This window comes from Janthinobacterium sp. SUN128, assembly GCF_030587275.1.
Classification (GTDB): Bacteria; Pseudomonadota; Gammaproteobacteria; order Burkholderiales; family Burkholderiaceae_D; genus Janthinobacterium; species Janthinobacterium lividum.
This window is the reverse complement of record NZ_JAPWHY010000001.1, coordinates 4,100,760-4,126,974: the sequence shown is the minus strand read 5'-3', so window position 1 is coordinate 4,126,974 and position 26,215 is coordinate 4,100,760. Positions and strand designations below refer to the sequence as shown.

Annotated in this window: 23 protein-coding genes; 14 read left to right on the top strand and 9 right to left on the bottom strand. The window is 64.1% G+C overall.

Features of this window, described 5'->3' with window-relative positions; genetic code table 11:
• The first annotated feature begins 4 nt into the window (after nucleotides 1-4).
• The 4 genes from O3297_RS18635 (at nucleotide 5) to O3297_RS18620 (ending at nucleotide 4,636) form a co-directional block, all read left to right on the top strand.
• A complete protein-coding gene (locus O3297_RS18635) occupies nucleotides 5-1,201 on the top strand; it encodes a 5-(carboxyamino)imidazole ribonucleotide synthase (RefSeq protein ID WP_305049393.1) in 1,197 nt (398 codons plus the stop codon).
• Nucleotides 1,198-2,220, top strand: a complete 1,023-nt coding sequence (locus tag O3297_RS18630; RefSeq protein ID WP_070281677.1) for an L-threonylcarbamoyladenylate synthase — start codon at nucleotides 1,198-1,200, stop codon at nucleotides 2,218-2,220. The genes O3297_RS18635 and O3297_RS18630 overlap by 4 nt, the downstream gene beginning before the upstream one ends.
• Nucleotides 2,221-2,459: 239 nt before the next feature.
• Entirely contained in the window at nucleotides 2,460-3,851 is a 1,392-nt protein-coding gene (locus tag O3297_RS18625; protein WP_305049392.1) for an SGNH/GDSL hydrolase family protein, read from the top strand.
• Between the two features lie 98 nt (nucleotides 3,852-3,949).
• Complete coding sequence (locus tag O3297_RS18620; RefSeq protein ID WP_305049391.1) at nucleotides 3,950-4,636, top strand: OmpW family protein; 687 nt, start codon at nucleotides 3,950-3,952, stop codon at nucleotides 4,634-4,636.
• A 39-nt stretch (nucleotides 4,637-4,675) separates the two neighbouring features.
• On the opposite strand, the gene O3297_RS18615 is transcribed toward O3297_RS18620, so the two are convergent.
• Nucleotides 4,676-5,182 (bottom strand): flavin reductase family protein, encoded by a 507-nt coding sequence (locus O3297_RS18615; RefSeq protein WP_034780584.1) that lies wholly within the window; start codon nucleotides 5,180-5,182, stop codon nucleotides 4,676-4,678.
• Between the two features lie 176 nt (nucleotides 5,183-5,358).
• On the opposite strand from O3297_RS18615, the gene msrA reads away from it, so the two are divergent.
• The gene (msrA, locus tag O3297_RS18610; RefSeq protein ID WP_034780844.1) at nucleotides 5,359-5,892 is read left to right on the top strand and encodes a peptide-methionine (S)-S-oxide reductase MsrA; all 534 of its coding nucleotides are present in this window, start codon (nucleotides 5,359-5,361) and stop codon (nucleotides 5,890-5,892) included.
• A gap of 15 nt (nucleotides 5,893-5,907) precedes the next feature.
• On the opposite strand, the gene O3297_RS18605 is transcribed toward msrA, so the two are convergent.
• Entirely contained in the window at nucleotides 5,908-7,143 is a 1,236-nt protein-coding gene (locus O3297_RS18605) for a cyclopropane-fatty-acyl-phospholipid synthase family protein (RefSeq protein WP_034780842.1), read from the bottom strand.
• Between the two features lie 127 nt (nucleotides 7,144-7,270).
• On the bottom strand, nucleotides 7,271-8,479 hold the full coding sequence (pdxH, locus tag O3297_RS18600; protein ID WP_099389137.1) for a pyridoxamine 5'-phosphate oxidase: 1,209 nt from the start codon (nucleotides 8,477-8,479) through the stop codon (nucleotides 7,271-7,273).
• A 112-nt stretch (nucleotides 8,480-8,591) separates the two neighbouring features.
• On the opposite strand from pdxH, the gene tcdA reads away from it, so the two are divergent.
• Nucleotides 8,592-9,452, top strand: a complete 861-nt coding sequence (gene tcdA / locus O3297_RS18595; protein WP_305049390.1) for a tRNA cyclic N6-threonylcarbamoyladenosine(37) synthase TcdA — start codon at nucleotides 8,592-8,594, stop codon at nucleotides 9,450-9,452.
• Here tcdA and thpR read toward each other — a convergent pair.
• The gene (thpR, locus tag O3297_RS18590; RefSeq protein WP_305049389.1) at nucleotides 9,449-9,967 is read right to left on the bottom strand and encodes an RNA 2',3'-cyclic phosphodiesterase; all 519 of its coding nucleotides are present in this window, start codon (nucleotides 9,965-9,967) and stop codon (nucleotides 9,449-9,451) included. The genes tcdA and thpR overlap by 4 nt on opposite strands.
• Before the next feature lie 96 nt (nucleotides 9,968-10,063).
• Between thpR and O3297_RS18585 the strand changes: the two genes are divergently transcribed.
• Nucleotides 10,064-10,528 (top strand): FKBP-type peptidyl-prolyl cis-trans isomerase, encoded by a 465-nt coding sequence (locus O3297_RS18585; protein WP_034780576.1) that lies wholly within the window; start codon nucleotides 10,064-10,066, stop codon nucleotides 10,526-10,528.
• 84 nt (nucleotides 10,529-10,612) lie between these two features.
• Nucleotides 10,613-11,545: a cysteine synthase A gene (cysK, locus tag O3297_RS18580; protein WP_034780574.1), complete on the top strand. Its 933-nt coding sequence runs from the start codon at nucleotides 10,613-10,615 to the stop codon at nucleotides 11,543-11,545.
• Here the strand turns inward: cysK and O3297_RS18575 are convergent.
• Nucleotides 11,506-12,798, bottom strand: a complete 1,293-nt coding sequence (locus O3297_RS18575; RefSeq protein ID WP_305049388.1) for an SGNH/GDSL hydrolase family protein — start codon at nucleotides 12,796-12,798, stop codon at nucleotides 11,506-11,508. The genes cysK and O3297_RS18575 overlap by 40 nt on opposite strands.
• A 99-nt stretch (nucleotides 12,799-12,897) precedes the next feature.
• Between O3297_RS18575 and O3297_RS18570 the strand changes: the two genes are divergently transcribed.
• Entirely contained in the window at nucleotides 12,898-13,803 is a 906-nt protein-coding gene (locus tag O3297_RS18570) for a LysR family transcriptional regulator (RefSeq protein ID WP_305049387.1), read from the top strand.
• A 100-nt stretch (nucleotides 13,804-13,903) separates the two neighbouring features.
• On the top strand, nucleotides 13,904-14,305 hold the full coding sequence (locus tag O3297_RS18565) for a DUF2809 domain-containing protein (RefSeq protein ID WP_052140015.1): 402 nt from the start codon (nucleotides 13,904-13,906) through the stop codon (nucleotides 14,303-14,305).
• Nucleotides 14,306-14,307: 2 nt separating this feature from the next.
• Here O3297_RS18565 and O3297_RS18560 read toward each other — a convergent pair whose 3' ends face one another.
• From O3297_RS18560 to O3297_RS18550, 3 genes are all read right to left on the bottom strand, one after another.
• On the bottom strand, nucleotides 14,308-17,127 hold the full coding sequence (locus O3297_RS18560) for a pitrilysin family protein (RefSeq protein WP_305049386.1): 2,820 nt from the start codon (nucleotides 17,125-17,127) through the stop codon (nucleotides 14,308-14,310).
• Nucleotides 17,128-17,224: 97 nt separating this feature from the next.
• The gene (locus tag O3297_RS18555) at nucleotides 17,225-17,578 is read right to left on the bottom strand and encodes a hypothetical protein (RefSeq protein ID WP_180277046.1); all 354 of its coding nucleotides are present in this window, start codon (nucleotides 17,576-17,578) and stop codon (nucleotides 17,225-17,227) included.
• A complete protein-coding gene (locus tag O3297_RS18550; RefSeq protein ID WP_034780566.1) occupies nucleotides 17,579-18,307 on the bottom strand; it encodes a hypothetical protein in 729 nt (242 codons plus the stop codon).
• Nucleotides 18,308-18,519: 212 nt separating this feature from the next.
• Between O3297_RS18550 and O3297_RS18545 the strand changes: the two genes are divergently transcribed.
• Nucleotides 18,520-20,292 (top strand): diguanylate cyclase, encoded by a 1,773-nt coding sequence (locus O3297_RS18545; protein ID WP_305049385.1) that lies wholly within the window; start codon nucleotides 18,520-18,522, stop codon nucleotides 20,290-20,292.
• Here the strand turns inward: O3297_RS18545 and O3297_RS18540 are convergent.
• Complete coding sequence (locus O3297_RS18540; RefSeq protein WP_099389129.1) at nucleotides 20,282-20,764, bottom strand: CinA family protein; 483 nt, start codon at nucleotides 20,762-20,764, stop codon at nucleotides 20,282-20,284. The two genes, O3297_RS18545 and O3297_RS18540, sit on opposite strands and share 11 nt — an antisense overlap.
• A gap of 320 nt (nucleotides 20,765-21,084) precedes the next feature.
• Between O3297_RS18540 and O3297_RS18535 the strand changes: the two genes are divergently transcribed.
• The 3 genes from O3297_RS18535 to O3297_RS18525 are packed head-to-tail and all read left to right on the top strand — an operon-like array spanning nucleotide 21,085 to nucleotide 26,210.
• Nucleotides 21,085-21,606, top strand: coding sequence for a YfiR family protein (locus tag O3297_RS18535; protein ID WP_034780562.1), 522 nt, complete (start codon nucleotides 21,085-21,087; stop codon nucleotides 21,604-21,606).
• Entirely contained in the window at nucleotides 21,607-23,637 is a 2,031-nt protein-coding gene (locus tag O3297_RS18530; protein WP_034780560.1) for an ATP-binding protein, read from the top strand.
• Nucleotides 23,634-26,210: an EAL domain-containing protein gene (locus tag O3297_RS18525; protein ID WP_305049384.1), complete on the top strand. Its 2,577-nt coding sequence runs from the start codon at nucleotides 23,634-23,636 to the stop codon at nucleotides 26,208-26,210. The genes O3297_RS18530 and O3297_RS18525 overlap by 4 nt, the downstream gene beginning before the upstream one ends.
• Nucleotides 26,211-26,215 lie beyond the last annotated feature (5 nt).

Genomic DNA, 26,215 nt, shown 5'->3' with positions numbered 1-26,215 from the left:
AATAATGAATAGTAAATCGACTTCCCCATTGCTGCCCGCCGCTCATCCACCGGCGTGGCTGGGCGTGATGGGCGGCGGCCAGCTCGGCCGCATGTTTGCCCAGGCCGCCCAGAGCATGGGCTACCAGGTAGCTGTACTGGAACCGTCCGATGCCTGCCCTGCGGGGCAGGTGGCGCAGCGCCTCGTCAATGCCGGTTATGACGATGTGGCGGGTCTCGACGCCCTGGCGGCACAATGCCTGGCCGTCACCACGGAATTCGAAAACGTGCCGGCCGACAGCCTGTCGCGCCTGGCCAACCACGTCTTCGTGGCGCCGGATGCCCACGGCGTATCGGTGGCGCAGGACCGCATCGCGGAAAAGCGTTTCTTTGTCGACTGTGCGGGCAAGTCGGGCGTGCTGCCGGCGCCGCACATGGTCATCGCCACGCAGGACGACATCGATGCCATCGGCGACAACTTGCTGCCGGGCATACTGAAAACCGTGCGCATGGGCTATGACGGCAAGGGCCAGTTCCGTGTGCGCACGCGCGACGATGTGCGCGCCGCCTTCGCGGAAATGGGACAAGTAACTTGCCTGCTGGAAAAGATGCTGCCGCTGGCGTATGAAGTGTCCGTGTTGACGGCGCGCGGCGTGGACGGCGAATCGGTCGTGTATCCGATCGCCGAAAACGTGCACCGTGACGGCGTGCTGTTTACCACCACCGTGCCGGGCCCGAACGTGTCGGACGATTGTGCCGCCAAGGCGCAGCGGGCGGCGCAAGCCATGGTTGCCGAACTCGGCTATGTCGGCGTGCTGTGCATCGAATTTTTCGTGCTGGAAGATGGCAGCCTGGTGGTCAATGAAATGGCGCCGCGTCCCCACAACAGCGGCCACTACACGATGGACGCTTGCGTCACCAGCCAATTCGCGCAGCAGGTGCGGGCCATGGCGCGTCTGCCGCTGGGCGACGTGCGCCAGCATTCGCCGGCCGTGATGCTTAACATCCTCGGCGACGCCTGGTTTGCCGACGGCAGCGATGTTGCCTGCGAGCCGGCGTGGGACCAGGTGCTGGCGCTGCCGGGCGCCTGTTTGCACCTGTATGGCAAGGATGACCCGCGCCGTGGCCGCAAGATGGGCCACCTGACCTTCATCGCCGCCACCTTGCCGCAAGCGCAGCAGCGCCTGCATGACGCTTGCCTGATCCTGGGAATCGCGCCGTGAGCGTGCCCGCACAAGACCTGGCAGCGGCTTCTGCCGTGCTGGAGGCGGGCGGCCTCGTCGCTTTCCCGACGGAAACGGTGTATGGCCTGGGCGCCGATGCGGAAAACCCGGCCGCCGTGGCGCGCATCTATGAAGCCAAGGGCCGTCCATCGGACCACCCCGTGATCGTGCACGTGGCGCCCGGCGCCGACTTGGCGCACTGGTCCGACGACATTCCCGTGGAAGCGCAGCAATTGGTGGCTGCATTCTGGCCTGGTCCGCTGACCCTGATCGTCAAGCGCGCCGCGCATATCCCCGACGCCGTTTCCGGCGGCCAGGACACGGTGGGCTTGCGCTGCCCGTCGCATCCGGTGGCTATCGCATTGCTACGTACCTTCAAGGGCGGCAACGGCGGCCTGGCGGCGCCGTCGGCGAACAAGTTCGGCAATGTCAGCCCGACCACGGCGCAGCATGTGCGCGATGAATTCGCGGCGGAACTCGATAGCGGCTTGCTGGGCCTGGTACTCGATGGCGGGCAGAGCGACGTGGGCATCGAGTCGACCATCGTCGACCTGTCGCGCCTGGCCACACACGGTCCCGTGCTGTTGCGTCCCGGCCATATCAGCAGCGAGCAGATCGCTGCCGTGATTGGCCGCGCACCGGCCGTGGCGGACGCAGCTGCGCCGCGCGCCTCGGGCACCCTGGAATCGCACTACGCGCCGCACACGCCTGTTGCGATGCAACACAGCGACGACGTGGGCGCCACCTTGAACCGCCTGCTCAATGACGGGCGCCGCGTGGCCCTGATCCACTATTCGGATCTGCCGCCAGCCAGCGCCAGCGTGCGCCTGGCGGCGACCCCGGAAAATTACGCACATGCGCTGTATGCCTCGCTGCGCACGATGGACCAGGTCGGCGCCGAGCTGATACTCGTCGAAGCACCGCCCACCGGCCCCGCGTGGCTGGGCGTGAATGACCGCTTGCGGCGTGCCGCGTTCGGCTCAAGTGGTATCTTGCAGCAATTCCTGTCCCCATCATAAAAAGCCCCGCAAGGGGCTTTTTCTTGATGCAGCGCAATAGAGATGCTTGCCACGAAACATAGTAAATCCTCCATAATTCAGCGGATCGCCCGGTTGTGACAGGGCACCGACGGTGTTGTTATTCCGTTGATTTTTAAAACATATTTTCTATACAAGCCTGAGGAACGATGGCATATTAGTTGGGTAGCGAATAGCACGCCCGTTCGTTTAGAAACCAGAAAAAAGACCGAGGAGACAAAATGCATCAAACAAAATTCGCGCTGGCCGTGCTGGCGGCGGCTGTCCTGGCAGGTTGCGGCGGCGCCAGTGGCGGTGATCAAACCTTGAAAGTCAAATACACGGCGCAGGTGTCGTTCGGCGACAGCCTGTCCGACGTCGGCTCGTATGCCGTGGGTACGGTGGCGGCGAAAGGTGGCGGCAAGTTCACCATCAATGGCGACAATACCAAGATCAATCCTGAACTGACGGGCAAGAACTGGACCGAGCACCTGGCCGCGCAATTCGGCCTGGCCGCGCCATGTGCTGCCGAGACTGGGTTGGAAGGCAATGCGGCGCAGGGATTGGCCGTTGCCCGCGTCAAGCATGCCGGCTGTTTCGGCTACGCCATGGGTGGTTCGCGCGTGACCAATCCGGTTGGCCCGAATAACAAGGCGACGGGCAGTGCGCTGGGCGCCCTGACTGTGCCCGTGGTGACGCAGATCGCGAACCACCTGGCTGTTTCCGGCGGCAAGTTCAGCGGCACGGAAGCCGTCTTCGTGATGGCAGGCGGCAATGACGTGCTGTATCAGCTGGGCGCATTGCAAACGGGCGCGACTGCCGCTGGCCAGGCTGCTGGCGCGGCCGCTGGCGCCCAGGCCTTCGCCACCAACCTGACCATGGCCCTGGCGGCCGGCGCCACCAATCCTGCCACGGCAGCGGCTGCCATCGGCGCCGCCGTCAAGACAGCCAGCGCCGCGCCTGGCGCCACGTCGGCGACCATCGTTGGTGCCGCCGTGCAAGCTGCTGTCATTGCCGGTAATACGGCCGTCGCTTCGCCTGCCGTATATGGCCCGCTGGTCGCCAAGGCACAAGCCGATGCGACAGTGACGGGCAATGCTGCCGGCGCCAAGGCCGGTGCCGATTACGCTGCGGCTCAGGGGCCTTTGCTGGTTGCCGCCATGAAACAGGCTGGTAGCGAACTGGTGGCGCTGGTCAAGGACCAGGTCATTGCCAAGGGCGCCAACTATGTGGTGGTCAACAACCTGCCGGACGTGGCCGGTACGCCATCGGGCTTGAGCAAGGATGCCAACACCAAGGCGCTCATCAATGCCATGGTCGGCGCCTTCAATGGCGAACTGAGCGCCGGCTTGAACGGCAATGCGAAAGTCTTGCTGGTCGACGTGTTTGCCGTCAGCCATGACCAGGGCACCAATCCTGGCCCGTATGGCCTGACCAACGTCAGCGAGACGGCATGCGACCTGACGCCAGCGAAAAACATATTGGGCAGCTCGCTCGTGTGCAATGGCTCGAACCTGAAAGCGGGCGACGTCAGCCACTACTCGTATGCCGACGATGTGCATCCTACGCCGTTCAATAACCTGTTGCTGGCCCGTTATGTGGCCAAGGACATGGTCGTGCGGGGCTGGCTGTAAGGGATGGCCGCAGCGGCCGTGCCTGGGAGGCGCAGCCGCTGCCGGCAGCGACAAGACTTGACGCGGAACACTTCGCACATATTGAATCAGGAGACAAGATGAAGAATCGTTTGAATACCGCTGTACGCGTGCTGGCCGCGGCAGCCGCGATGGCCATGGCGACGGGCGCTTCGGCGCAAAGCGCAGGCACCTGGATGGCCAAGGCTGGCCTCAACAAGATCACGCCGCACGTGGACAGTGGCGACATTTCCGCGCCGGCACTGCCGGGCACCAAGGCCGACGTCAAGTCGGATACCAAGCCCATCCTGACCTTTGCCTACATGATCACGGACAATGTTTCCGCTGAAATGATCCTGGGCGTGCCGTACAAGCATGACTTGATCGGCGCCGGTGCCATCAAGGGCACGGGCAAGCTGGGGACGGCGGAAGCCTTGCCGCCGACGGCTTTCATCCAGTACCGTTTCTTCCAGCCCAATGCGATGATCCGCCCTTACGTGGGCGGGGGCTTGACGTATGCCTATTTCCAGAAGGAAAAAGGCTCGGGCCAGATGACGGCCTTGCTGGATCCGGGTGGAAAACCAGTGACCTACCGTATGGACAACAAGCTGACAGGCAGCTTGGTGGTCGGCAGCACCTTGGCCATCAATGAGCGCTGGTTTGCCGACGTGGCCGTGGTCAAGACCTACCTGAAAACCAGGGCGAAATTCTCGACGGGGCAGACGCAGGATATCAAGCTCGACCCGGTTGCCGTGAGTGTCAGCATCGGGTACAAATTTACCCTGTAAAACAAAAAATCCGCCTCGGCGGATTTTTTTTTGTCCCGCTCAGGCCGGCGGTGTATTGAACTTTCCATTGTGGAAGATCAAGGGCGGCTGCGCGGCAAAAGCGCATTGTTCCACTTCGCCCACGAAAATGACGTGATCGCCTTCCGGGTAGCGGCTGCGGTTGTGGCATTCGAACCAGGCCGATGCGCCTTTCAGGATGGGCTGGCCCGTGCGCGACAGTTCGTATTCCACGTCGTCGAAGGGATTGGGCGTGCGGCGTGAAAAGCGCTGCGCCAGTTCCGCCTGGTCGGCGCCCAGCACGTTGATGACGTAGTGCGAGTTGCCGCTGAAAATGGGCATGCTGTTCGCCACGGAACCGAGGCTCCATAGCACCAGGGGCGGCGACAGCGAGACGGAATTGAAGGAACTGGCCGTCAAGCCACGGAAACTGCCGTCGGCCAGGCGCGTCGTAATGACCGTCACGCCGGTGGCAAACTGCGACAGTGCCTGACGGAAATGTGTCGTATCGAATTCTTGCGCTGGCGCGCGGGGAGAGCGTGTGTTCATGGGTGACCTGTCTATTTGCTGACATTATGCCAAAAATCGGCCGCGCCAGCGCAATCGTGGCCAGCATGCCCCTATGTGCGGTGCTTCACGCGCCGTTTCAAGCGACGCTGCAGGCCATGGCGCTTTACGTTACAGTGGTGAAATGATACGTCGCAGAGGCGTTGCAGGAGGGCATCATGAATGAGCAGACGGAAGTGGCGGTATTGGGCGGTGGCTGTTTTTGGTGCCTCGCTGCCGTGTACGCGGAAGTGCGCGGCGTGACGCGCGTCGAGTCCGGCTACACGGGCGGCAGCGTGCCCAACCCCACGTATGAACAGATATGCACGGGCGACACGGGCCACGCGGAAGTGGTGCGGCTGGAATTCGATCCTGCCGTCATCAGTTACCACGACTTGCTGGAAATCTTTTTTACGCTGCACGATCCCACCACCCTGAATCGGCAGGGGAACGATGTCGGTACGCAATACCGTTCCGTCATCCATTACCAATCGGCCGGGCAGGAAAGCGTGGCGCGCAAGGTACTGGCCGAAATGGCCGGCGTGTGGGATGCGCCCATCGTCACGCAGCTGGCGCCGGCAGCCACCTTTTATACGGCTGAGGATTACCACCAGAATTATGTCGAGCAGCATCCCTTGCAGGGCTATTGCGCTCTGGTCGTCGTGCCCAAGGTGGAGAAATTCCGCGCCATGTACGCGGGGCGCCTGAAGTGATGCCCAGCGTGCCTGTCAGCTGGCGAGCACGGGCGCCGGCTTGGCGTCCTGCGCATACATATAGTTGCGCGACCAGGGCAGGGTGGAAGAGCGTCGGCCCGCCTTGACGCAGACGATTTGGTACAAGCTGATCAAATCTTGCTCGAAAGCATAGGCACAGCCGGCCAGGTAGACGTGCCAGATGCGGAAGCGCCGTTCGCCCGCCAGCGGGCGGATCTGCTCGGCATGGGCTTCAAAATTCTCCGTCCACAGGGCGCAGGTGCGCGCATAGTGGCGCCGCAGGTTTTCCACGTCCAGCACTTCCAGTCCCCCTTGCTGCATGGTCTTGAGCACATTGCCGATGTGCGCCAGCTCGCCGTGCGGAAACACATATTTTTCGATGAATTCCCCGCCGCCATACGGCGTTTCGCCATTGTCAGGATCGGTCGAGGTGATGCCGTGGTTCATCGCCATGCCATCGGGCGCCAGCAGCTTGTTGATGATGGAAAAGTAGTCGGGCAAGTGTTTCAGGCCCACGTGCTCGAACATGCCCACGCTGGTGATGCGGTCGAACTGGCCCGTCACGTCGCGGTAATCCTGCAGGCGGATGTCGATCAGGTGGGCCAGGCCGGCTGCCGCCACGCGCTCGCGCGCCAGCGCGTACTGGTTTTCCGACAGGGTCACGCCCACGCAGCGAGCGCCATATTGTTGTGCGGCACGAATGACGAGGGCCCCCCAGCCGCAGCCGATGTCGAGCAGGGTCTGGCCCGGCTGCAACTGGATTTTTTTCAGGATATGGTCGATCTTCTTGACTTGCGCCTGCGCCAGGGTTTCATCGCCGTGTTCGAAGTAGGCGCAGGAATACACGAGGGCGGGGTCGAGAAACTGTTCGTAGAACGCGTTCGACACGTCATAGTGGTAGCGGATGGCTTCGGCATCCTTGCTCTTGTCATGCGTAAAGCTGCGCACGATGCGCGCCAGCTTGCCTTCCGGCTTCAAGGTATTGCGGGCCAGGGCATTGCAGATGGAAATCATGTCCATCGCCGTGCCCTTGACTTCGATATTGCCTTCCACGTAGGCCGAGCCCAGATTGGCCAGCGACGGGTTCAGCAGATAGCGGGCCGAGGCGACGGTCGGCAGGCGGATGGTGACTCTGGGCGCTTCGCTGGACAGGTCGACATGCTGGCCATTCCACAATTCTATGCGTAGCGGCAAGGCGGTCTTGCTGCGGATGCTGGCGATCCAGGACTTGAGTTGGTTTTGTACAAACAAAATGGCCTCCAATGCAGCAACCCCAGCTGGGGCCGCAAATTGAGAAACAATGTCATTTAGTAACTTCTACCCTCATAGCCTACACCTATATTGACCAGCTTGCTTTGCGCCGCCTTGCTTATCCTGCTCAGGGTTGCAAGCGCTGCATGCTCCATTGCCCGTCAGCACCGCGCGTAAACACGATGCGGTCGTGGAAGCGCGAACGGCGTCCCTGCCAGAACTCGATGCGTTCCGGCTGCAAGCGGTAGCCGCCCCAATGGGCCGGACGCGGCGGCTGCGCGTCGCCGATGGCGGCGGCCACGGCCGCGTAATGGCTTTCCAGCTCGGCGCGGCTGGCGATCGGTGTACTTTGCTGTGAGGCAATCGCCGACAGCCGGCTTTGCACGGGACGTACATTGAAATACTCGTCGCTCTCGGCCGCCGTGGTCTTCACCACCGTGCCCTCGATGCGCACTTGCCGCTCCAGCTCGCGCCAGAAGAACAGCAGGGCGGCGTTTGGATTGTGCTCGAGCTGCTGGCCCTTGTCGCTGTGGTAATTCGTGTACCAGGTAAAGCCCCGTTCATCGAACTGCTTGATCAGTACGATGCGCGAGCTGGGCTTGCCATCAGGCGTGACGGTGGACAAGTCCATGGCGTTCGGCTCCATCACCTGCGCGTTGACAGCCTCGGCAAACCATTTCTGGAACTGGGCGATGGGATCGGCCAGTACATCCGTCTCGCTCAGGCTGGACTGGACGTAATCGGTGCGCATGGCCGCCAGCACGGCGGCCGCGTCCGGCACTGCGGCGGCTTCTGGCGCATCGGGCGCGATGCCGCGGCGGCGCTGCATGGCCGTGCCCAGCTGTTCCATCTGTTGCGCGCTGAACAGGCGCTTGGCCATGGGTGCCAGTTGTCCCTCTTCCTTGGCCATGTGGGCCTGGTAGGCGGCGGCATAGTCGCGCACGCCATCATGCGACAACTGCGAGTCCGTGCCGGCCGCGATGGCGTCCAGTTCCGGGCGCAGGGTCAGCCAGGCCTGGTCCATGCGCTGGTGGTCGGCCAGGATTTCCGGCACCAGGGTGGCCAGCAAGGCGGCGTCCTCGCCCGTGGCCGTCGCCTGCAGCATGGGCATCAAGTCCTGCTCTTCATCGTCATGGTGCAGATGGGCGGCTTTATTAAAGTATTGCAACACGGCCTTGGCCGCCTGCTGCGCTTCCGGCGTGTTGCCATTCTGTCCCAGGTGGCCCAGCAGGTTTTGCAAGGTCGTTAACTGCTTGCGGATCTTGTCGTGGCAATGCTTGAGCACGGCGATGGGCTGGTCAAAGCCGGGAACGGAGTCGAACAGGGGAGAGGTCATGGCGTGTTCTCGTGGTGGGCGGTGTGGGGGCGCGGCGACAATGCAGCTTGTCGCTGTGTCAATTCGGCTATTTTAGAATATCCGCCAGCGCAGTGTCCGTTAAAATGGCGCCATGCATACCTCCACCAATGAACTAATTTCCATGGACTTGACCGAGATCGATTTTGAGCGGCGCTTCGGCGGCATTGCCCGCCTGTACGGCGCCCCCGCGTTGGCACGCTTCCGCGCCGCGCATGTGTGTGTGATCGGCGTGGGCGGCGTCGGTTCCTGGATCGTCGAAGCGCTGGCGCGCAGCGCCGTCGGCCGCCTGACCCTGATCGACCTGGACAATGTTGCCGAATCGAATATCAACCGCCAGATCCAGGCCATGAGCGACACCATCGGCAAGGCCAAGATCACGGCCCTGGCCGAACGCATCGAACTGATCAACCCGTTTTGCCAGGTCACGCAGGTCGAGGATTTTATTACCCCTGATAATCTGGACCAGTTGCTGGGCGGGTGCGATTTTGACTATCTCGTCGACGCTATCGACAATGCCAAGGCGAAAGCGGCCGTGATCGCGTATTGCCGTGCGCACAACATTCCCATGCTGACCATCGGCAGCGCGGGCGGGCAGACGGACCCGACCTTGATTGCTGTGCGCGACCTGGCGAAAACGGAACAGGAACCGCTGCTCAAGCGCGTGCGAAAATTGTTGCGTACCGAATATGGTTTCCCCCGTGGCGTGAAAAACAAATTCAATGTCGACGCCGTGTTTTCCATGGAACCGTTGAGCACGCCCGAGAGCGCGGAAGCGTGCGCCATCGATGGCGCGCCAGCCGGCGTCACGGGCCTGAACTGTGCCGGCTTCGGTTCCAGCGTGGTGGTGACGGCCAGCTTCGGCATGGTGGCGGCCGCCCATGCGCTGAAAAGCTTGCGCCAGGACAAAGTTGCTGAAGTGCCAGTGCCAATGCCAGTGCCGGACGCCGCCTAGGTTAATTTCCTGCCGGCCAGGATGCGGTAGTCGCCGCTGCTTTTGAACGATTCCACCAGCACCAGCTCGTCCGCCTGCCAGGCGATGGGCGCGAAGTCCTGGCTGGCCGGTGGCGGCGCCTGGCGCGCCAGGGTCACGTGCGGCGTAAAGCGGTCGTGCTCGAAACGCGGCGCCAGCCCCTGCTCCATCAGGCCGTGCATGCAGGCCGCGCGCAAGTCCAGCAGGGCGGGCGAGGGCTGCGCCAGGGCGGCCCAGGCCAGCGCCAGCTTGGGGAAGTGGCTGGCGTGATCGAACAGCAAGGGCATGGGACGCGCCGGCAAGTGCGCCAGGATGTCCAGCAGGACCGGCAGCTCGCTGGCCGGGCGCTGGCCCAGGAAAGCCAGGGTCAGGTGCAGCTTGTCCGGGCGCACGGGCTTGCCGTCCAGCAGTGCCTGCCAGGCGGCCAGCGCCGCGCGCGTGGCCGCATCGGGCCATAGCGCGTAAAACAGGCGGGGGCAATGGGTATCGGGCGACAAGTTTTTCCTATCGTTGCGGCGGTTTGCTATTATTGGCGTTCCCTGCCAGGTTCGTAGGTGCAGGGATCTCACCGAAACTCACTGAAAGAATACATCATGACGCGTAGCTCCGTTTTGTTTGCCCTGATCTGCTCCGTCGCCGCGTCGCTGGCGCAGGCACAGGCGCCAGCGCCTGTTCCCGCCTCCGCCGTCTCGCTGAGCCCCGGCCCTGTCGCCGATAAATTGATTCTGATCGACAACAAGGTCGGCACGGGCAAGGAAGCGTCCGCTGGCAGTAATGTCACCGTGCATTACACGGGCTGGCTGTACCGTCCCCTGGCGAAAGATTCGCGCGGCAAGAAGTTCGACAGCTCCGTGGGCCGTGGCCCGTTTGACTTCCCGCTCGGCAAGGGCATGGTCATCAAGGGCTGGGACCAAGGCGTGGCCGGCATGAAAGTGGGCGGCAAGCGCACCCTGATCATTCCAGGCGAACTGGCCTATGGTCCGCGCGGCGCGGGCAACGGCGACATCCCGCCGAACTCGGCACTGATCTTCGACGTGGAATTGCTGGACGTGAAGTAATTGTTCAGTTTCGGCAGCGCACCACGTGCGCTGCCGTGAAAAAGCGGTAGACTGGATTCTTCTGTAATTGCTGTGGAGACTCCCATGAACATCGCCAACGACGTCACTGAACTGATCGGCAACACCCCCCTGGTGCGCATCAACCGCATCGCCGCCGGCAGTGTGGCCACCATCCTGGCCAAACTCGAATTCTATAATCCCGCGCACAGCGTCAAGGACCGCATCGGCCTGTCCATGATCGTCGCCGCGGAAGCCGCAGGCAAGATTCATCCCGATACCGTCATCGTCGAGCCCACCAGCGGCAACACGGGCATCGCGCTGGCCATGGTCTGCGCCGCGCGCGGCTACCGCTGCACCCTCGTCATGCCCGACACCATGAGCCGCGAGCGGCGCATCTTGCTGCGCGCCTACGGCGCCGAGCTGGTGCTCACGCCCGGCAGTGAAGGCATGCTGGGCGCCATCCGCAAGGCCGAGGAACTGGTGGCAGCCGACCCGCGCTACCTGATGCTGCAGCAATTCAACAATCCCGCCAACCCCGCCATCCACCGCGCCACGACGGCCGAGGAAATCTGGCGCGACACGGATGGACAAGTGGACATCGTCATCGCTGGCGTGGGCACGGGCGGTACGATTACCGGCATTGGCGAAGTGTTGAAGGAACGCAAGCCTGGCCTGCAAATGATCGCCGTGGAACCGGAAGCATCGCCGATGCTGTCGAAGGGGACCAAGGGCCCGCATCCGATCCAGGGCATCGGCGCCGGCTTCGTGCCGCAGATTTTGAATACGGCCATCTACGACGAAATCATTTGCGTCAAGAATGACGACGCGTTTGCCACGGCGCGCCTGGCCGCCAGCGACGAAGGCTTGTTGGTCGGCATCTCGTCGGGCGCCGCCCTGTGGGCCGCCCTGCAAGTGGCGCGCCGCCCGGAAAACGCGGGCAAGACCATCGTCACCATCATCCCGTCGTTCGGCGAGCGCTACTTGAGCACTGCTCTGTACGCAGGCCTCGGCGACTGATTCAATAGCAGCGGCAGGGCTATCCTTTCCGCCAGCGCCCGGTTGCCTGCATCGCCCGGGTGCAGGTGGTCGCCCGAGTCGTAGGCGGGCAGCAGGCGCAGCGGATGCGCGGGATCGCGCGCCCAGGCATCGAAGTCGAGTATGGCGTCGAACGTGCCGCTGTTGCGTATCCACGCATTCAGTTGCTGGCGCAGCGCATCTTTTTCTGGCTGGTAATAGTCGCTCAGGGGCGTGCCGGGCAGGGCGCCTGCGAACGGCGTCAGGGTGGCGCCGACCACGCGCACGCCGCGGCTGCGGGCCTGGGCGACCAGCTGGACGTAGCCGCTGCTTAGTTCCTCCAATGTCGGCCGTTTTTCCCGTGGCGCAAATGCCGTGCCGGGCCAGCTGATGTCATTGATCCCCAACAAGACGACCACCGAGCGCACGCCCGGTTGCGCCAGCACGTCGCGCTCGAAGCGCGCCAGGGCATTGACTCCCATTCCATCGGACAACAGCCGCGCACCGGAAATGCCCGCATTGATCACGGCCACGCCCTGCGGCGCCAGGCGTTCGGCCAGGAAATCGGGCCAGCGCGCATCCATCCCCAGGCTGGCGCTGGCGCCATCGGTAATCGAATCGCCAAGGATGGCCACGGCTTGCGTCCCCGGCGCCGCTTGCACCTCGATGGCGCTGAGCAAGAGGCGGGCCGTGGTGGTCTGCACGCCGGCTTGTGCATCATCGATGCGTGCGGCCCGCGTCTGGTCATGCGGGGCGATCCACGCCGTCTCGCGGCCATCCCAGTGAAACGTGGAGACGGGACTGGCTTGCGGCAAATGGATGCTTACCGTCAGCCGGGCCAGGTCCGGCACGGACAGGTCGACGGGGTCGCTGATGATCGGCGCGCCCGGCGCCACGCTGGCCGAGGGCTGGCCGGCAAACGTGAGCGTGCGCAGGCTGCCGGGCTTGATGGCTGAGCCGGATGCGGCCAGGGCCACGGTGGCCGTGCCGATGCGCAGCGGCACCTTGCCATACGCATTCGACAGCACGATGCGCACGCGCGGGCCGCCCACGCTGAGGCGCGCCACCTGGCGCACGGTGTGCCCGTGCAGCACGGCGGGCACATTGCTGGGGAACAGGAAGTCGCTGCTCCACACGGCTTGCGGACTGGCCGTCCAGCTGGCCAGCCAGGTGGTATCGGCGTTGGCGGCCTGGACAGGGCTCGTGCCGAGTGCCAGGCTCAGCAGAGTGGCGGGGAGGAGGGAAAATCGTTGCATGGCGGCTCGCTTCATCAAGGGGAATGTGCGCATGATGAAAGCAAAGCCATTTATGCACTAGACTATCTCATCGAAGAACATTTATGAGTTGAATTCACAATGGCCAGACTGGAAGTGAACCGTTCCGGCGAGCTGGAAGTGTTTGTGCGCGTGGTGGAACTGGGCGGCTTTTCCGCCGCCGCGCGCGCCTGCGGCATGACGCCCTCGGCCGTCAGCAAGCTCGTCTCGCGGCTGGAGGAGCGCCTGGGCGCGCGCCTGTTGAACCGCTCCACGCGCCAGCTGCAACTGACGGCCGAGGGCTGCGGCCTGTATGAACGGGGCAGGCACGTGCTGGCGGCCCTGGACGAGGCCGAGCGCTGCGCCGGTGTGCAGGATGTGCCGCGCGGAAAGATCAGGGTCAATGCGAACGTGCCGTTCGGCCAGCATTTTTTGCTGCCGCTGGCGCCGCTGTTTCTGGAACGCTTTCCGGAGGTGACGCTCGACATCGAGCTCACGGATGCAGTGGTCGATATCCTCGAGCAGCGCACGGATGTGGCCGTGCGGGCCGGTCCCCTGAAAAGTTCCAGCTTGCTGGCGCGCAAGCTGGGCCAGACGCGCATGGTGATCGTGGCGTCGCCAGCCTACCTGGCGCGGCGCGGCACGCCGTTGACGCCTGCCGAGCTGGCATCGCACAATCTGCTCGATGCCAACTACGCGCGCGCCCGCTCGGGTTGGCCGCTGCGCTTGCCTGAAGGCGACATCGTCGTGCCGGTCACGGGCAATGCGCAAGCGAGCGATGGCGAAGCCTTGCGGCAACTGGCGCTGGCGGGCTTGGGACTGGCGCGCCTGGGGGCCTTCCAGGTGCGGGCCGATATCGCGGCCGGCCGCTTGCAGGCCGTGCTGGAAGATTGCAACCCGGGCGACAGCGAGGAAGTGCATGCCGTGTTCGTGGGGCAAGGCGGGCATGTGCCGCTGCGCGTGCGCGTCTTGCTTGATTTCCTGGCGCAGAATGTCGACCTGGGCTGAGCGTGTCCAGGCGCATTAGGCTACAGGCGGACACGGCCGCGCAGTACAATATCGGACGGGCCGCAATGGTTCGGCCCGTATTGTGCCTTTGAATGGAAATATGTTCCTGGTAAAACCTGAACGCCGCCGCCTGCTGCAGGTGGGCGCAACCGTGGCTGTTATCGCGCTGGGCCTGGCCTCGCGCGCCTATCCCCAATTCGTTCCCGCCGCGCTCGGCAAGTATCCGGGCGACGCCCTGTGGGCCATGATGATTGTCTTTGCGCTGGGCATCATCGCCACGCGCATGCGTACCTGGCAACTGGCATCGTGGTCCTTGCTGATCTGCTTTGCCGTGGAATTCGGCCAGCTGGTCCAGGCGCCGTGGCTCGTCGCGCTGCGCGCGCATCCGCTGGGGCACCTGGTACTGGGTTCCGCCTTCGGCTGGGGTGATTTGATCGCCTACACGGCCGGCGTGGCCGTGGCGGCGATCATCGACAAGCTGGCGCTGTTCAAGCGCCGCTAGCCTTATTTGACGTTACCCTCCGCGTCGCGCAGTTCCACCGGCGCCAGCTTCAGCTTGGACAATTGCGGAGCGATCTTCGCCTTGTCGCCCACGCCGATGACGATCAGCTTTTCCGGCTGCAGGTATTTTTTCGCCACCTGCTGCACTTGCTTGTCCGTCACGCTGGCAAAGCGCTGCGGCAGGGTCGTGTAATAGTCGAGGCCCAGGCCGTAGATATACGCGTTCGCCATGCTGGCGCTGATGCTGGCATTCGTGTCGAACTGGCCCGGCAAGGACAGCACTTGCGAGTTGCGCGCATTCGCCAGTTCCTTGCTGCTCAAGGGCTTGGCGATCATGGCGCGGATCTCCTTGACGGTTTCCGATACGGCCGGGCCCGTCACATCGGTGCGCACGCTGGCGGCAATCGAGAATGGTCCAGGCTGATTGCGGTACTGGAATTGCGAGCGCACGCCATAGGTATACCCCTTTTCTTCGCGCAAGTTGGTGTTCAGGCGGCTGGTAAACAAGCCGCCCAGCGCCGCGTTCATCACTTGCAGCGGCGCGTAATCGGGCGTGGCGCGCGGCACGGCGATGGCGGACAGGCGCACGGCCGTTTGCGGCGCGCCCGGCTTGTCGACCATAATCAATTTTGCCTGCGTCGTCTGCGGTGCTGCGGCCACGGACTGCGCCACCGTGCCGGCCTTCCAGCTGCCGAACTTCGCTTCGGCCAGTGCCTTCAATTCCGCTTCGCCGATATCGCCCGAGACGATCAGGGCCGCATTGTTCGGCAGGTAATGCTGCTGCCAGAAACCTTGCAGGTCGGCGCGGCTGGCCGCCTTCAGCGCCGCTTCCGTGCCCAGCTGGATGTAGCCGTAGGGATGTTGCGGGCCATACAGGGCCGTCGCTTCCACGCGGGCGGCCACGGCGCCCGCGTTTTCGCGCTGCTGCGCCAGCTGTCCGATGCGGCTGGCGCGCTGGCGCTCGACTTCCGCTTGCGGGAATTGCGGGTGCAGCACCACGTCGGCCAGCACGTCGAGCGCTTGCGGGAACGTGGCTTTGAGCGACGTCAGCTGGGCGAACGAGGCATCCGTGTTGGAACCGGTGCTCAGCAGGGCGCCCAGCTGCGCCACATCGTCGGCGATCTGCGGTGCGCTGCGCGTGGCCGTGCCTTCCTGCAGCAACTGCGCCGTAAAGCTCGACAAACCAGGCTGCGCCAGCGGATTGGCGCCCGAGCCGCTTTTGATGACCAGCTGGCTGGAAACGAGCGGCACGGCCCCGTTGTAGTGGTGGATCACGGTCAAACCGTTCGCCAGGGTGAACGATTTTCCTTGTGGTAAAACAATCTTCGGTGCGGGACCGGCCTTCGGCACGGCATTGCGCCATGGCTCGTCCGCATTGATGGCCGTGCCTGGCGCAGGCTTGACCTTGCCCGGCGCCGGCGTCGGCACTTCCGCGCCGAGATCCGGCTTGCCGGGAACGCCGTAGACGACGACGCGCGACTGGTTTTTCAGGTACTGGTCGACGGCGCGCTGCACGCCGGCCGCCGTCACCTGGCGGTAGCGCTCGATATCCTTGGCCAGGTAGCCGGGGTCGCCCAGGTACTGGTTGTATTCGTTGAGCAAGTTGGCCACGCCGTGGCCGCCCATTTTTTCCACCTGGCTCAGCATGGTGGTCTCGATGCTGTTGCGCGCCCGCTCCAGTTCCTTCTCGGTGGGGCCCTTGGCGCGCAATTGCTCCAGCTCCGCCTGCAAGGCTTGTTCGATTTCCTCGGGCTTGTGGCCCGGACGCGCCGTCGCATCGATGGTGAAGATGGAGGTGAGGGCGTTCGAGCCCTGGCTGGCGCCCACATCCTGGGCGATCTGCTTGTCGTACACCAGCGATTTATACAAACGGCTGGACTTGCCGCCGGCCAGGATGTGCGCCGCCATCGATAGTTCCGCGTCATCCCTGGTGTAGGCGGACGGCGTCAGCCAGGCCATGAAGACGCGCGGCAATTCCACCCGGTCCTGCACCACGATGCGGCGTTCCTGCGTGATGGGCGGCGTCACGACGTTCGGTTTCGGCACGGCCGGGCCGCTCTTGAAGCTGCCGAAGTATTTGTTGACCAGTTCCTTGGTCTTCGCCTTGTCGATATCGCCGGCGATCACCAGGCTGGCGTTGTTGGGGCCATAGTATTTGGTGAAGAAATCCTTGATGTCGGCCAGTTTCGCGTTCTGGATATCCGCGTGCGAACCGATGACGCTGGCGTAATACGGGTGGGTCTTGGGAAACAGCTGGTGGTACAGGGCTTCCTGCACGATGCCGTAGGGCGCATTTTCCACGCTCTGGCGGCGCTCGTTGCGCACCACGTCCTGCTGGTTCGTCAGCGCCGTCTGGTCGAGCACGTCAAGCAGGTAGCCCATGCGGTCGGAGTGCGTCCACAGGGCCAGTTCCAGCTGGTTCGACGGTACCGTGTCGAAATAATTGGTGCGGTCGAAATCCGTGCTGCCGTTCGAGTCGGTGGCGCCCGCGCCTTCGAGCAACTGGTCGGCCATGCCGCGCGGCACGTGCTTGGTGGCGGCAAACATCATGTGCTCGAACAGGTGGGCAAAGCCCGTCAGCCCCGGCGCTTCATTCGCGGGACCCACGTGGTACCAGATATTGACGGCCGTGACGGGCAATTTATGGTCTTCCACGAGAATGACGTCGAGGCCGTTGGGCAAGGTGTATTTTTCATAGGCAATATGCGGCACGGACGTCGCACCCGTCGTGACGGCCGCATCGGCGGCGTGGGCGAGGGTCAGCGGGGCGCCGTACAGCGACAGCAGCAGGGCGGGGAGGGCCAGCAGTTTGATCGGTTTCATGCATGCTTCCAGGGTAGGTGGAGAAGACGCTGCGGCTCGCTCGTGGCTGGCGCAGCGCGACGGTGCTACGGTGCTACGGTCAGTGCTACGGTCGGTACTACAGTCTATACAGCAGGGCCGCGCCGCCCAGCACCAGCAATGCGCTGGCAATGGAGACGATGGCCGCCGCGCCCAGCAGGCGCCATTCGCGCGGCGTGAAGCCGACGGTTGGCGCCGTCGCATTATCGGCAGGGCTGGCCAGGGCGGCGGGCGGCAGCGCAGGCAAGCCGCCCGCCGCGCGCGCCTGCGCCGCCAGCGCTTGCGTGGCGGCGTCCAGCAAGGCCAGCTGGCGCTCGACGGTTTCCGCCAGCACGGCTTCGTTCAGCGCCACGAGGGCGAATATCGGGTCATCGACGTCGATCTTGATGCCCGTCTTGTCGAATACGTGGCTGCGCAGTTTGTGCTGGTCCATCTACCACTGCACCTTGTCGAGCTGTTCGAAGATGTCGCGGTAGACGACCTTGATGCGCTGCTTTTCCATGATGTTGAACTTGTCGTTCTGCAGCACTTCCTGCATCGTCAGGCGCGCCGTGTTCATCTTCTTGACGTCCGCTCCGAAGGTGTCGGGATTGCGCTGGCTCAAGGTGATGCTGCCTTTCACGCGCACGCGGTTGTCGGCGTACGACTGCGATTCGATAAACTGCTTGCCGGACGCCGATTGCAGCAGGCCGAAATGTTCGTTTTGCCACAGCACCAGCGGCACCTTCGTCGATTGGGCTGTCGCCACAAAACCCGTGGCCGTGTCGTGCAGGGTGTCGCCGCCGCCGACGATGGTGTGGATATAGACCTTGCGACCCGATTCTTCCAGCAGCGAAAAACAGTCGTTTTCCAGCAGATAGCCCATCAGCGGCGAAAACGTGTTCGCGCCATTGTCGATCACGCAGTTGCCATCCGTTTCGAGAATGTCGATCATCAGCGCGTCGAAGCGTTTCGGGTCGATGTTGCGCGCATCCGTCATCACGGGCACATGCTTGACGTTCATCGCCTTGTAGCGCGAGAACGTGGCGTTTTCCTGATCGGTGTCATAACAGCGCAAAGGCGTGTCGTCCTTGCCGCCTATCCACTGGGCCAGCAGGGTAGAGACGAGGGTCTTGCCGATGCCGCCCTTGCCCTGCAGGATGAAATGTACCGTGTTTTGCATTGCGACTACTCCAAGTTGTTGCGTCAGTGACAATCAAAGATCCGTGACAGCGGCGCAAGCGCCCGGCCAGGCCACGACTGGCATTTTTACCACAATCCTTTGCAAATATGCCATGCGGAACAGCGAATCTGGTTATGATGTTAATCAGGATACCATTGATACAGAGCAAGTTTTGTGTGAAAAATGCACCCCAGAGTGTGAACGAGGACGCAGTGCCGATCTCCAGTCTCGATAAAGCCGACATTGACCGTCTGAATCAGCAAGCCCTGGCTTGCCTGGTCGGCAACCGCCGCCAGGCGCGCCGGCTGGCGCAGATGGCGCTGGCGGCGGCGCAACGACAACAGTATGCGCGCGGCGGCGCGTATGCGGAACTCAATCATTGCTGGCTGGCGTATTACGCGGGCGAGGCCGAACCGTCGTGCGAGCGTCTGGGCGCGTATTTCCAGCAAAGCGGCGACCTGGAAGGGGGCATGGAAGTGGCCGCCCTGCAGGGCGCGTATGCGAGCCGGCGCGGCGATTTTGCCGATGCCGAGCAGCATTTCCTGCAGGCGCGCAGCCAGGCCGCGCAGATACCCGATTCGCTGCACAAGTTCATGCTGTACGCGCGCCTGGGCGTCGATGCCCTTAACCGTGGCGATACGCAGGACGGCCCGCGCAATTTCCTGCTGGCGCTCGACATCGCCGAGCGTTTCGGCAGCCCCGCGCACCGGGTCAACAGCCTGTCGAACCTGGCGTCGTCGCAGCATGACCTGGGCAACGATGAAGACGCCATCCCCCTGCTGGTCGAGGCGCTCGAGATCATCGGCACGCAAAAGCTCAAATACCAGCAAACCATCGTTTCGGCCAACCTGGCCATGTGCATGCTGGCCACGGGCAAGCCGGCCGAGGCGCTGGCGCTGGTGGAACCGTTTTACGAGTGGCCGGAAGAAGACCTAGCCGTGCGCGCCTTTTTGTTCTGTATCGCCGCCCACGCCGCCATCCTGCTGCGCCAGCCCGACAGCGCCCTGCAATTGCTGTTGCGGGCCGAAGAATATGCGCGCCGGGGCCAGGACCTGGAAGAGCAGATGCATGCGTGGCTGGTGCGCGGCAAGCTGGACCTGCACGCGGGCCAGACGGCGCAGGCGCTGGCGTCCCTGACGCAGGCGCACAGCCTGCTGAGCTGGACGCGCAATCCGTTTCACCAGCAGCAGATCCTGCGCGGCTTGTCCGATATCAATGCCCAGCTGGGCGAATGGCAGGCCGCGTATGGTTTCCTGCAGCAATACCAGGCCGCCTACGAGGCCAGCAGCAAGTCGGCGCGCGCCTCGCGCAGCCTGATGCGCAACCTGGAAAAGGAAATGCACAGCCTGAAAGCCGAGCGCGACAAGGCGCTGGAGCTGCAGGCGGCGCGCGAATCGGAAAACGTCAAGCTCGAGCACCTGAACCGGGAACTGGCGCACCAGATCCTGCATGTCAATTCCCTGCAGGACAGCCTGAAGGAACAGGCCATGCGCGACCACCTGACGGGCCTGTACAACCGCCGCCATTTTGAAACCTGCCTCAACGCCATCCTGCATGAGGCCGATGCGGATGCGCCCGTGGCCATCGCCATCATCGACCTGGATTTTTTCAAGCGCGTCAACGATACCTACGGGCATAACTTTGGCGATGAAGTGCTGATCCAGTTCGCGCGCCTGGTGGAAAGCCAGCTGCGTGGCAGCGACATGGTGTGCCGTTATGGCGGCGAGGAATTCTGCCTGCTGTTGCGCGAAGCAGACAGCCTCATCGCGGCGCACAAGATCGACGATATCGCCGCGCGCTACCGCCAGCTGCTGATCCGGCAGGCGCCGCACAGCCTGTCCGGCTGCACCTTTTCGGCCGGCATCGCCGAATATCCGCGCCACGGCGCCGGCCGTCACGAATTGCTGATGCGCGCCGACAGCGCCCTGTACGCGGCCAAGCAGGCGGGCCGCGACCGCGCCTGCATCGCCGCCGCTACTGGATAAAGCGCAGCAGTTCGCGCAAGGCGTGCGCCACGGCCTGCTCGCGCACGGCCTGGCGGTCGCCCGCGAATACCAGCCGCTGTGTTTGCACGCGCCCGTCCATGGCCCAGCCGAAGCAGACGGTGCCGACGGGCTTGCCCGGCACGCCGCCCGTGGGGCCGGCGATGCCCGTGGTCGAGACGGCCACCTGGGCCTCGCTGTGGGTCAGGGTGCCCCGCGCCATGGCGGCGGCCACTTCCTCGCTGACGGCGCCGTGTGCGGCGATCAGCTCGGCGGGCACGCCCAGCATGCCGGTCTTGGCCCCGTTGGAATAGGTGACGAAGCCCCGCTCGAACCAGGCGCTCGAGCCTGAAATATCGGTGACGGCCTGCGCCACGCCCCCGCCCGTGCACGATTCGGCCGTGGCCAGCAGCAGGCCCTTCGCCTGCAAGGCCAGGCCGACCGCGGTGGAGAGGGGGACGAGTTCGTTGCTCATGGATGACTCCTGCATGCGGTGAAAATGGTGGCAAGACTGTAGCATGGCCAACGGTAAAAGAAACTTTCCCCGGTACCAGCGAAAATGCGTACACTCTTTTATACATTTGCTACCACTTCGGGCTGGCAGGCGCTCTGTCGCTGCGCCACCCTGGTGCGCATCGCTCGAACAGGCAAGCGGCATGGTGCCGCGCCTTCGTATAGCATTATCTTTACTCGGTTGTCATGGTAATTCTGAACTGGACCTGGTGGCGTCATCCTGGCCCCCTGCGCTGCTCCGCGCGCGGTGCTGGCCGCCGCCCTCTCCGCTGGGAGTGGCTATTGCTGCTCCTGGGCGTGCTGTGTATCGAGGCGCGGGCGCAGGTGCCGGGGGAGCTGGAACGCCAGGTCAAGGCCGGGTATCTGTACAAGTTTGCCGGCTATGTCGAATGGCCCGACGGCAGCTTTGCCCGGCCCGACTCTCCGCTGGTGATCGGCGTGGCGGGCGCCGATGCGCTGGCCGAGCAGCTCGAACAGAGCGTGGCCGGGCATAGCGTCAACGGCCGCGCCGTGCAGGTGAAAAAAGTGCGGCGTGGCGAAGCGCTGGCCGGGCTGCACGTGCTGTACCTGGGGGCGCTGGATAAAACGGCGCTGCAGGAGATGCTGGCCGCCAGCCGTGGCCTGGCGTTGCTGACGGTATCCGATTCGGATGAGGTCTACGCGATGGGCAGCATGATCAATTTTGTGATGGCCGAAGACAAGGTGCGCTTCGACGTGGCCCTGAAACCCGTGGCGCAGGCGCATATCCGCATCAGCGCGCGCATGCTGCTGGCCGCCTACCGCGTGCAGACGGGAGGCGCCTAGATGATACGACTGCGTTCCATCCGCCACAAGCTGATGTCGGTGGTCTTGCTGACCACCCTGGTGGCGCTCGTCATTTCGCTGGGCACCATCGTCGTCTACGACTTGCGCGCCTACCACCGCAACCTGGTGGCCGACATCAGTACCCAGGCCGAACTGCTGGGGCACATGAGTTCGGCCGCGCTGGCCTTCGACGACGAACGCCTGGCGCTGGAAAACCTCAACCTGATGCGCATCCGCCCGCGCGTGACGGCCGGCGCCCTGTACAAGGCGGATGGCAGCCTGTTTGCCAGCTACCGCGCGAACCAGCATGTGGGCGAGCTGCCGGCGAAGGCGGGCAAGGAAGGCGAAAGCATCCAGGGCAGTTCGGTGGAATTGTTCAAGCCTATCGTCGACAATGGCGAACTGCTGGGCACCGTGTATTTGCGCGCCGATTACGAGCTGGCCGGCCGCACGGCCGATTATCTGGCCATCGCCCTGAGCGTGACGGTGCTGGCGCTGCTGGTGGCCTTGCTGCTGCTGCGCCGCCTCGATTTCGTCATCACGCAACCCATCCTCGATATCGCCGACGTGGCGCGTGAAGTGATCGAGACGGGAGACTATTCGCGCCGCGCGCGCAAGCTCAGCGTCGACGAAGTGGCGCAGCTGGTCGATTCCTTCAACAAGATGCTGGCCGAGATCGAATTGCGCACGCAGGCGCTGGAGCGCTCGAACGGCGAGCTGGCCAGCGAAGGCGAACAGCGCACCGAGGCGCAGCAGGAAGTCATGCGCCTGAACCAGGAACTGGAAGTGCGCGTGCACGAGCGCACGATGCAGCTGGAAATGACGAATGGCGAACTGGCCATGGCGATGGAAGAGGCGCGCAGCGCCAACTATGCCAAGTCGGCCTTCCTGTCGTCGATGAGCCATGAATTGCGCACGCCGCTCAACGCCATCCTGGGCTTTGCGCAAATCCTCAGTTCCGACCGCCTGCCGTCGACCCTGGAGCAAAAGAAGGAATTTGCCGGGCATATCCTGAAATCGGGGCGCCACCTGCTGACCTTGATCAATGAAATCCTCGACCTGGCCAAGGTGGAATCGGGCACGGTCAGCCTGTCGCTCGAACCCGTGGGCCTGGACGCCATCTTGCAGGAATGCCGCGACATGATCGCGCCGCTGGCCAGCCAGCGCGGCATCGGCATGGCCTTTCCCGACACCTGCCCCCTGAACGTGCTGGCCGACCGCACGCGCCTTAAGCAGATTCTGTTGAACCTGCTGTCGAATGCGCTCAAGTACAACCGCGAGCAGGGGCAGGTGGCCATCGATTGCGCGCCGCAGGCGGGCGGCCGGGTGCGCATCAGCGTGCGCGACACGGGCGTGGGCCTCGACGGCGAACAGGTGGCGCTGCTGTTCCAGCCCTTCAACCGGCTGGGACAGGAAGGCGGCACGGAAGAAGGCAGCGGCATCGGCCTGGTGGTCACCAAGCGCCTGGTGGAGCTGATGGATGGCAGCATCGGCGTGACCAGCGCGCCCGGCGAGGGCAGCACGTTCTGGATCGAGCTGCGCGTGGTCGATGCCTTGCCCGCGCCTGCGCCCCCGGCCTTGCCGCGTCCGGACCTGGCCGGGGCGCTGCTCGAACACAGCGCCCCCGTGACCTTGCTGTACGTGGAAGACAATCCCGCCAACCTGACCCTGGTCGAGGAAATCGTGCGCTACTGCCCGCAATTGCAGCTGCTGACGGCAACGGATGGCCGCCTGGGCGTGGATATGGCGCGCACGCATCTGCCGCAGCTGATCCTGATGGACATCAACCTGCCGAACGTGAACGGCACGGATGCGCTGAAACTGCTGCGCGCCGATCCGCGCACGGCGCACATCCCCGTCATCGCCCTGACGGCCAACGCCATGCCGGGCGACGTGGAGCGCAGCATGGCGCTGGGCTTTTACCGCTATCTGACCAAGCCGATCAACCTCGATGAATTTACCGAGGCGATCAACAGCACCCTGGCCTACGTGGCGCAGCAGCGCCGGCAGAAGGGAACGGGCGCGCCATGATCAGCCAGGCCGATATCTATGCGGCGAAAATTCTCATCGTCGACGACCAGGAAGTCAATCTGCGCCTGCTCGAGCATCTGCTGCAAAGCGGCGGCTACACGGCCATCACCAGCACCCTCGACGCGCGCGCCGTAGCCGGCCTGCACCAGCGCCATCAGTTCGACCTGATCATCCTCGACCTGGTGATGCCCGGCATGAGCGGCTACGACGTGATGGATGCCTTGCGCCCGCTGGAACTGGAAGGCTATTTGCCCGTGCTGGTGATTGCCGCCGATCCGGACGCCAAGCTGGCGGCGCTGGAAGCGGGGGCGCGCGACTTCATCAGCAAGCCGTTTGACGCGCTCGAAGTGCTTACGCGCATCCGCAACATGCTCGAAGTGCGGCTGCTGCACCGCGCCGCGCGCCACTACAATACCCTGCTCGAACGCACGGTGGGCCAGCGCACGGCGGAACTGCAGCGCTTTCGCGGCGCCATGGACGCCACCACCGACGCCATCTTCCTCGTCGACGTGCTGGGCATGACCCTGGTCGACGTCAACGATGGCGCATGCCGCCTGCTCGGCTATGCGCGCAGCGAACTGCTGGCGCTGGCGCCCGGCACCTTGCTGCCGTCGCCGCCGGCCCCGCCGCTGGCCGCGCTGCCGGGCGGCCCGGCCCACCTGGCCACGGAAGTGACGGAATGCGAACTGGTGCGGCGCGACCTGAGCCTGGTGCCGGTGGAGCTGAGCTGGCACTGGTATGCGCAGGCGCCCGTGGCGGGCGGGCAGGGTGCGGGCGGCCTGCTGCTGATCGCCGTGGCGCGCGACATCAGCGAACGGCGCCAGGCGCAGGAGCGCCTGAAGCACCTGGCCCATTACGATGGCTTGACGGGGCTGCCGAATCGCAGCCTGTTTTACCAGACCCTGGCCCAGGCCGTCGAACTGGCGCAGGAAAAAAGCTGGCGCATCGTGGTGCTGTTCATCGCGCTCGACCGTTTTAAAAGCATCAACGACACTCTGGGCGCGGCGCTGGGCGACGAACTGCTGCGCCAGTTCAGCAACCGCCTGGTCGAATGCGTGCGCCTGCGCGACACCGTGGGACGCCTGGGCAACGACGAATTCGCGCTGATACTCACCATGAGCCGCAACCAGCAGGAAGCCGTGGCCGTGGCGAACCAGGTGCGCGAAGCCTTGCGCGCGCCGTTCGACTTGCGCGGCCACGCGGCCACCCTGACGGCCAGCATCGGCATCGCCATGTACCCGGACGACGCCACCGACCCGGAAACCCTCATCAAATACGCGAATACGGCCATGGGCGGCGCCAAGCAGGCGGGCCGCGACGGCTACCGCTTTTTCACGGCCGGCATGAACGTGCAGGTGCTGGCGCGTCTGGACCTGGAACTGGCGCTGCGCCATGCGCTCGAACACGAGCAGTTCATCCTGTACTACCAGCCCAAGGTGGATTTGCGCACGGGCCGCATCAGTGGCGTGGAAGCGCTGCTGCGCTGGCGCCGTCCCGGCTACGGCCTGGTGGCGCCGGCCGAATTCGTGCCGGTGCTGGAAGACACGGGCCTGATCGTGCGCGTCGGCGCCTGGGTGATCCAGGCGGCCTGCCGCCAGATCGCCGAGTGGCGCGACAGCGAAGTGGGGCCCGTGCACGTGGCCGTGAATGTGTCGAGCCGCCAGTTTGCCGAAGGCGACCTGGAAGGCGAAGTGACGCGCGCGCTGACGCAGCATGGCGTGGCGCCGGAATTGCTGGAACTGGAATTGACGGAAACGGCGCTGATGTCGAACGCCGAGCGCACCATCGTCGTGCTGGGCAAGCTGAAGAAAATCGGCGTGAAGGTGGCCATCGACGATTTCGGCACCGGTTACTCGAGCCTCGCGTATCTGCAGCGCTTCCCCATCGACAAGCTGAAAATCGACATCGCCTTCGTGCGCAACATCACCAGCAATCCGAACGACGCGGCCATCGCGCTGGCCATCGTCAGCATGGCGCACAGCCTGAAACTGAGCGTGGTGGCCGAGGGCGTGGAATCGCGCCCGCAGCTGGAATACCTGCGGCGCAACCGCTGCGATGAAATACAGGGTTTTTATTTCAGCCGCGCCCTGCCGGCGCTGGAACTGGGGCAGATGATCGTTGCCGGCGCCGGCCTGCCGCCCGGCCACGACCCGGCCGCGCAGCCCGCGCAAACCCTGCTCATCGTCGACGACGACGTCAACGTGCTGTCGTCCCTGCACCGTTTGTTCCGTCCCGAAGGCTACCAGATTCTCACGGCCAGCACGCCGGCCGAAGGGTTTGAAATGCTGGCCCTGCACAGGGTGCACGTGATCGTCTGCGACCAGCGCATGCCCAGCATGAGCGGCACGGAATTCCTCAGTAAAGTAAAAGAGCTGTACCCGGAAACCATCCGCATCATCCTGTCCGGCTACACGGGCCTCGAAGCCGTGCTCGACTCGATCAACCGGGGCGCCATCTACCGTTTCTATACGAAACCGTGGGACGACACCCAGCTGCGCGACAACATCCGCCTGGCCTTCCAGCACTACTGGATGGTGAACCAGCCGGGGCTGGCGCGGATGGCGGTGCGCTGATTCGG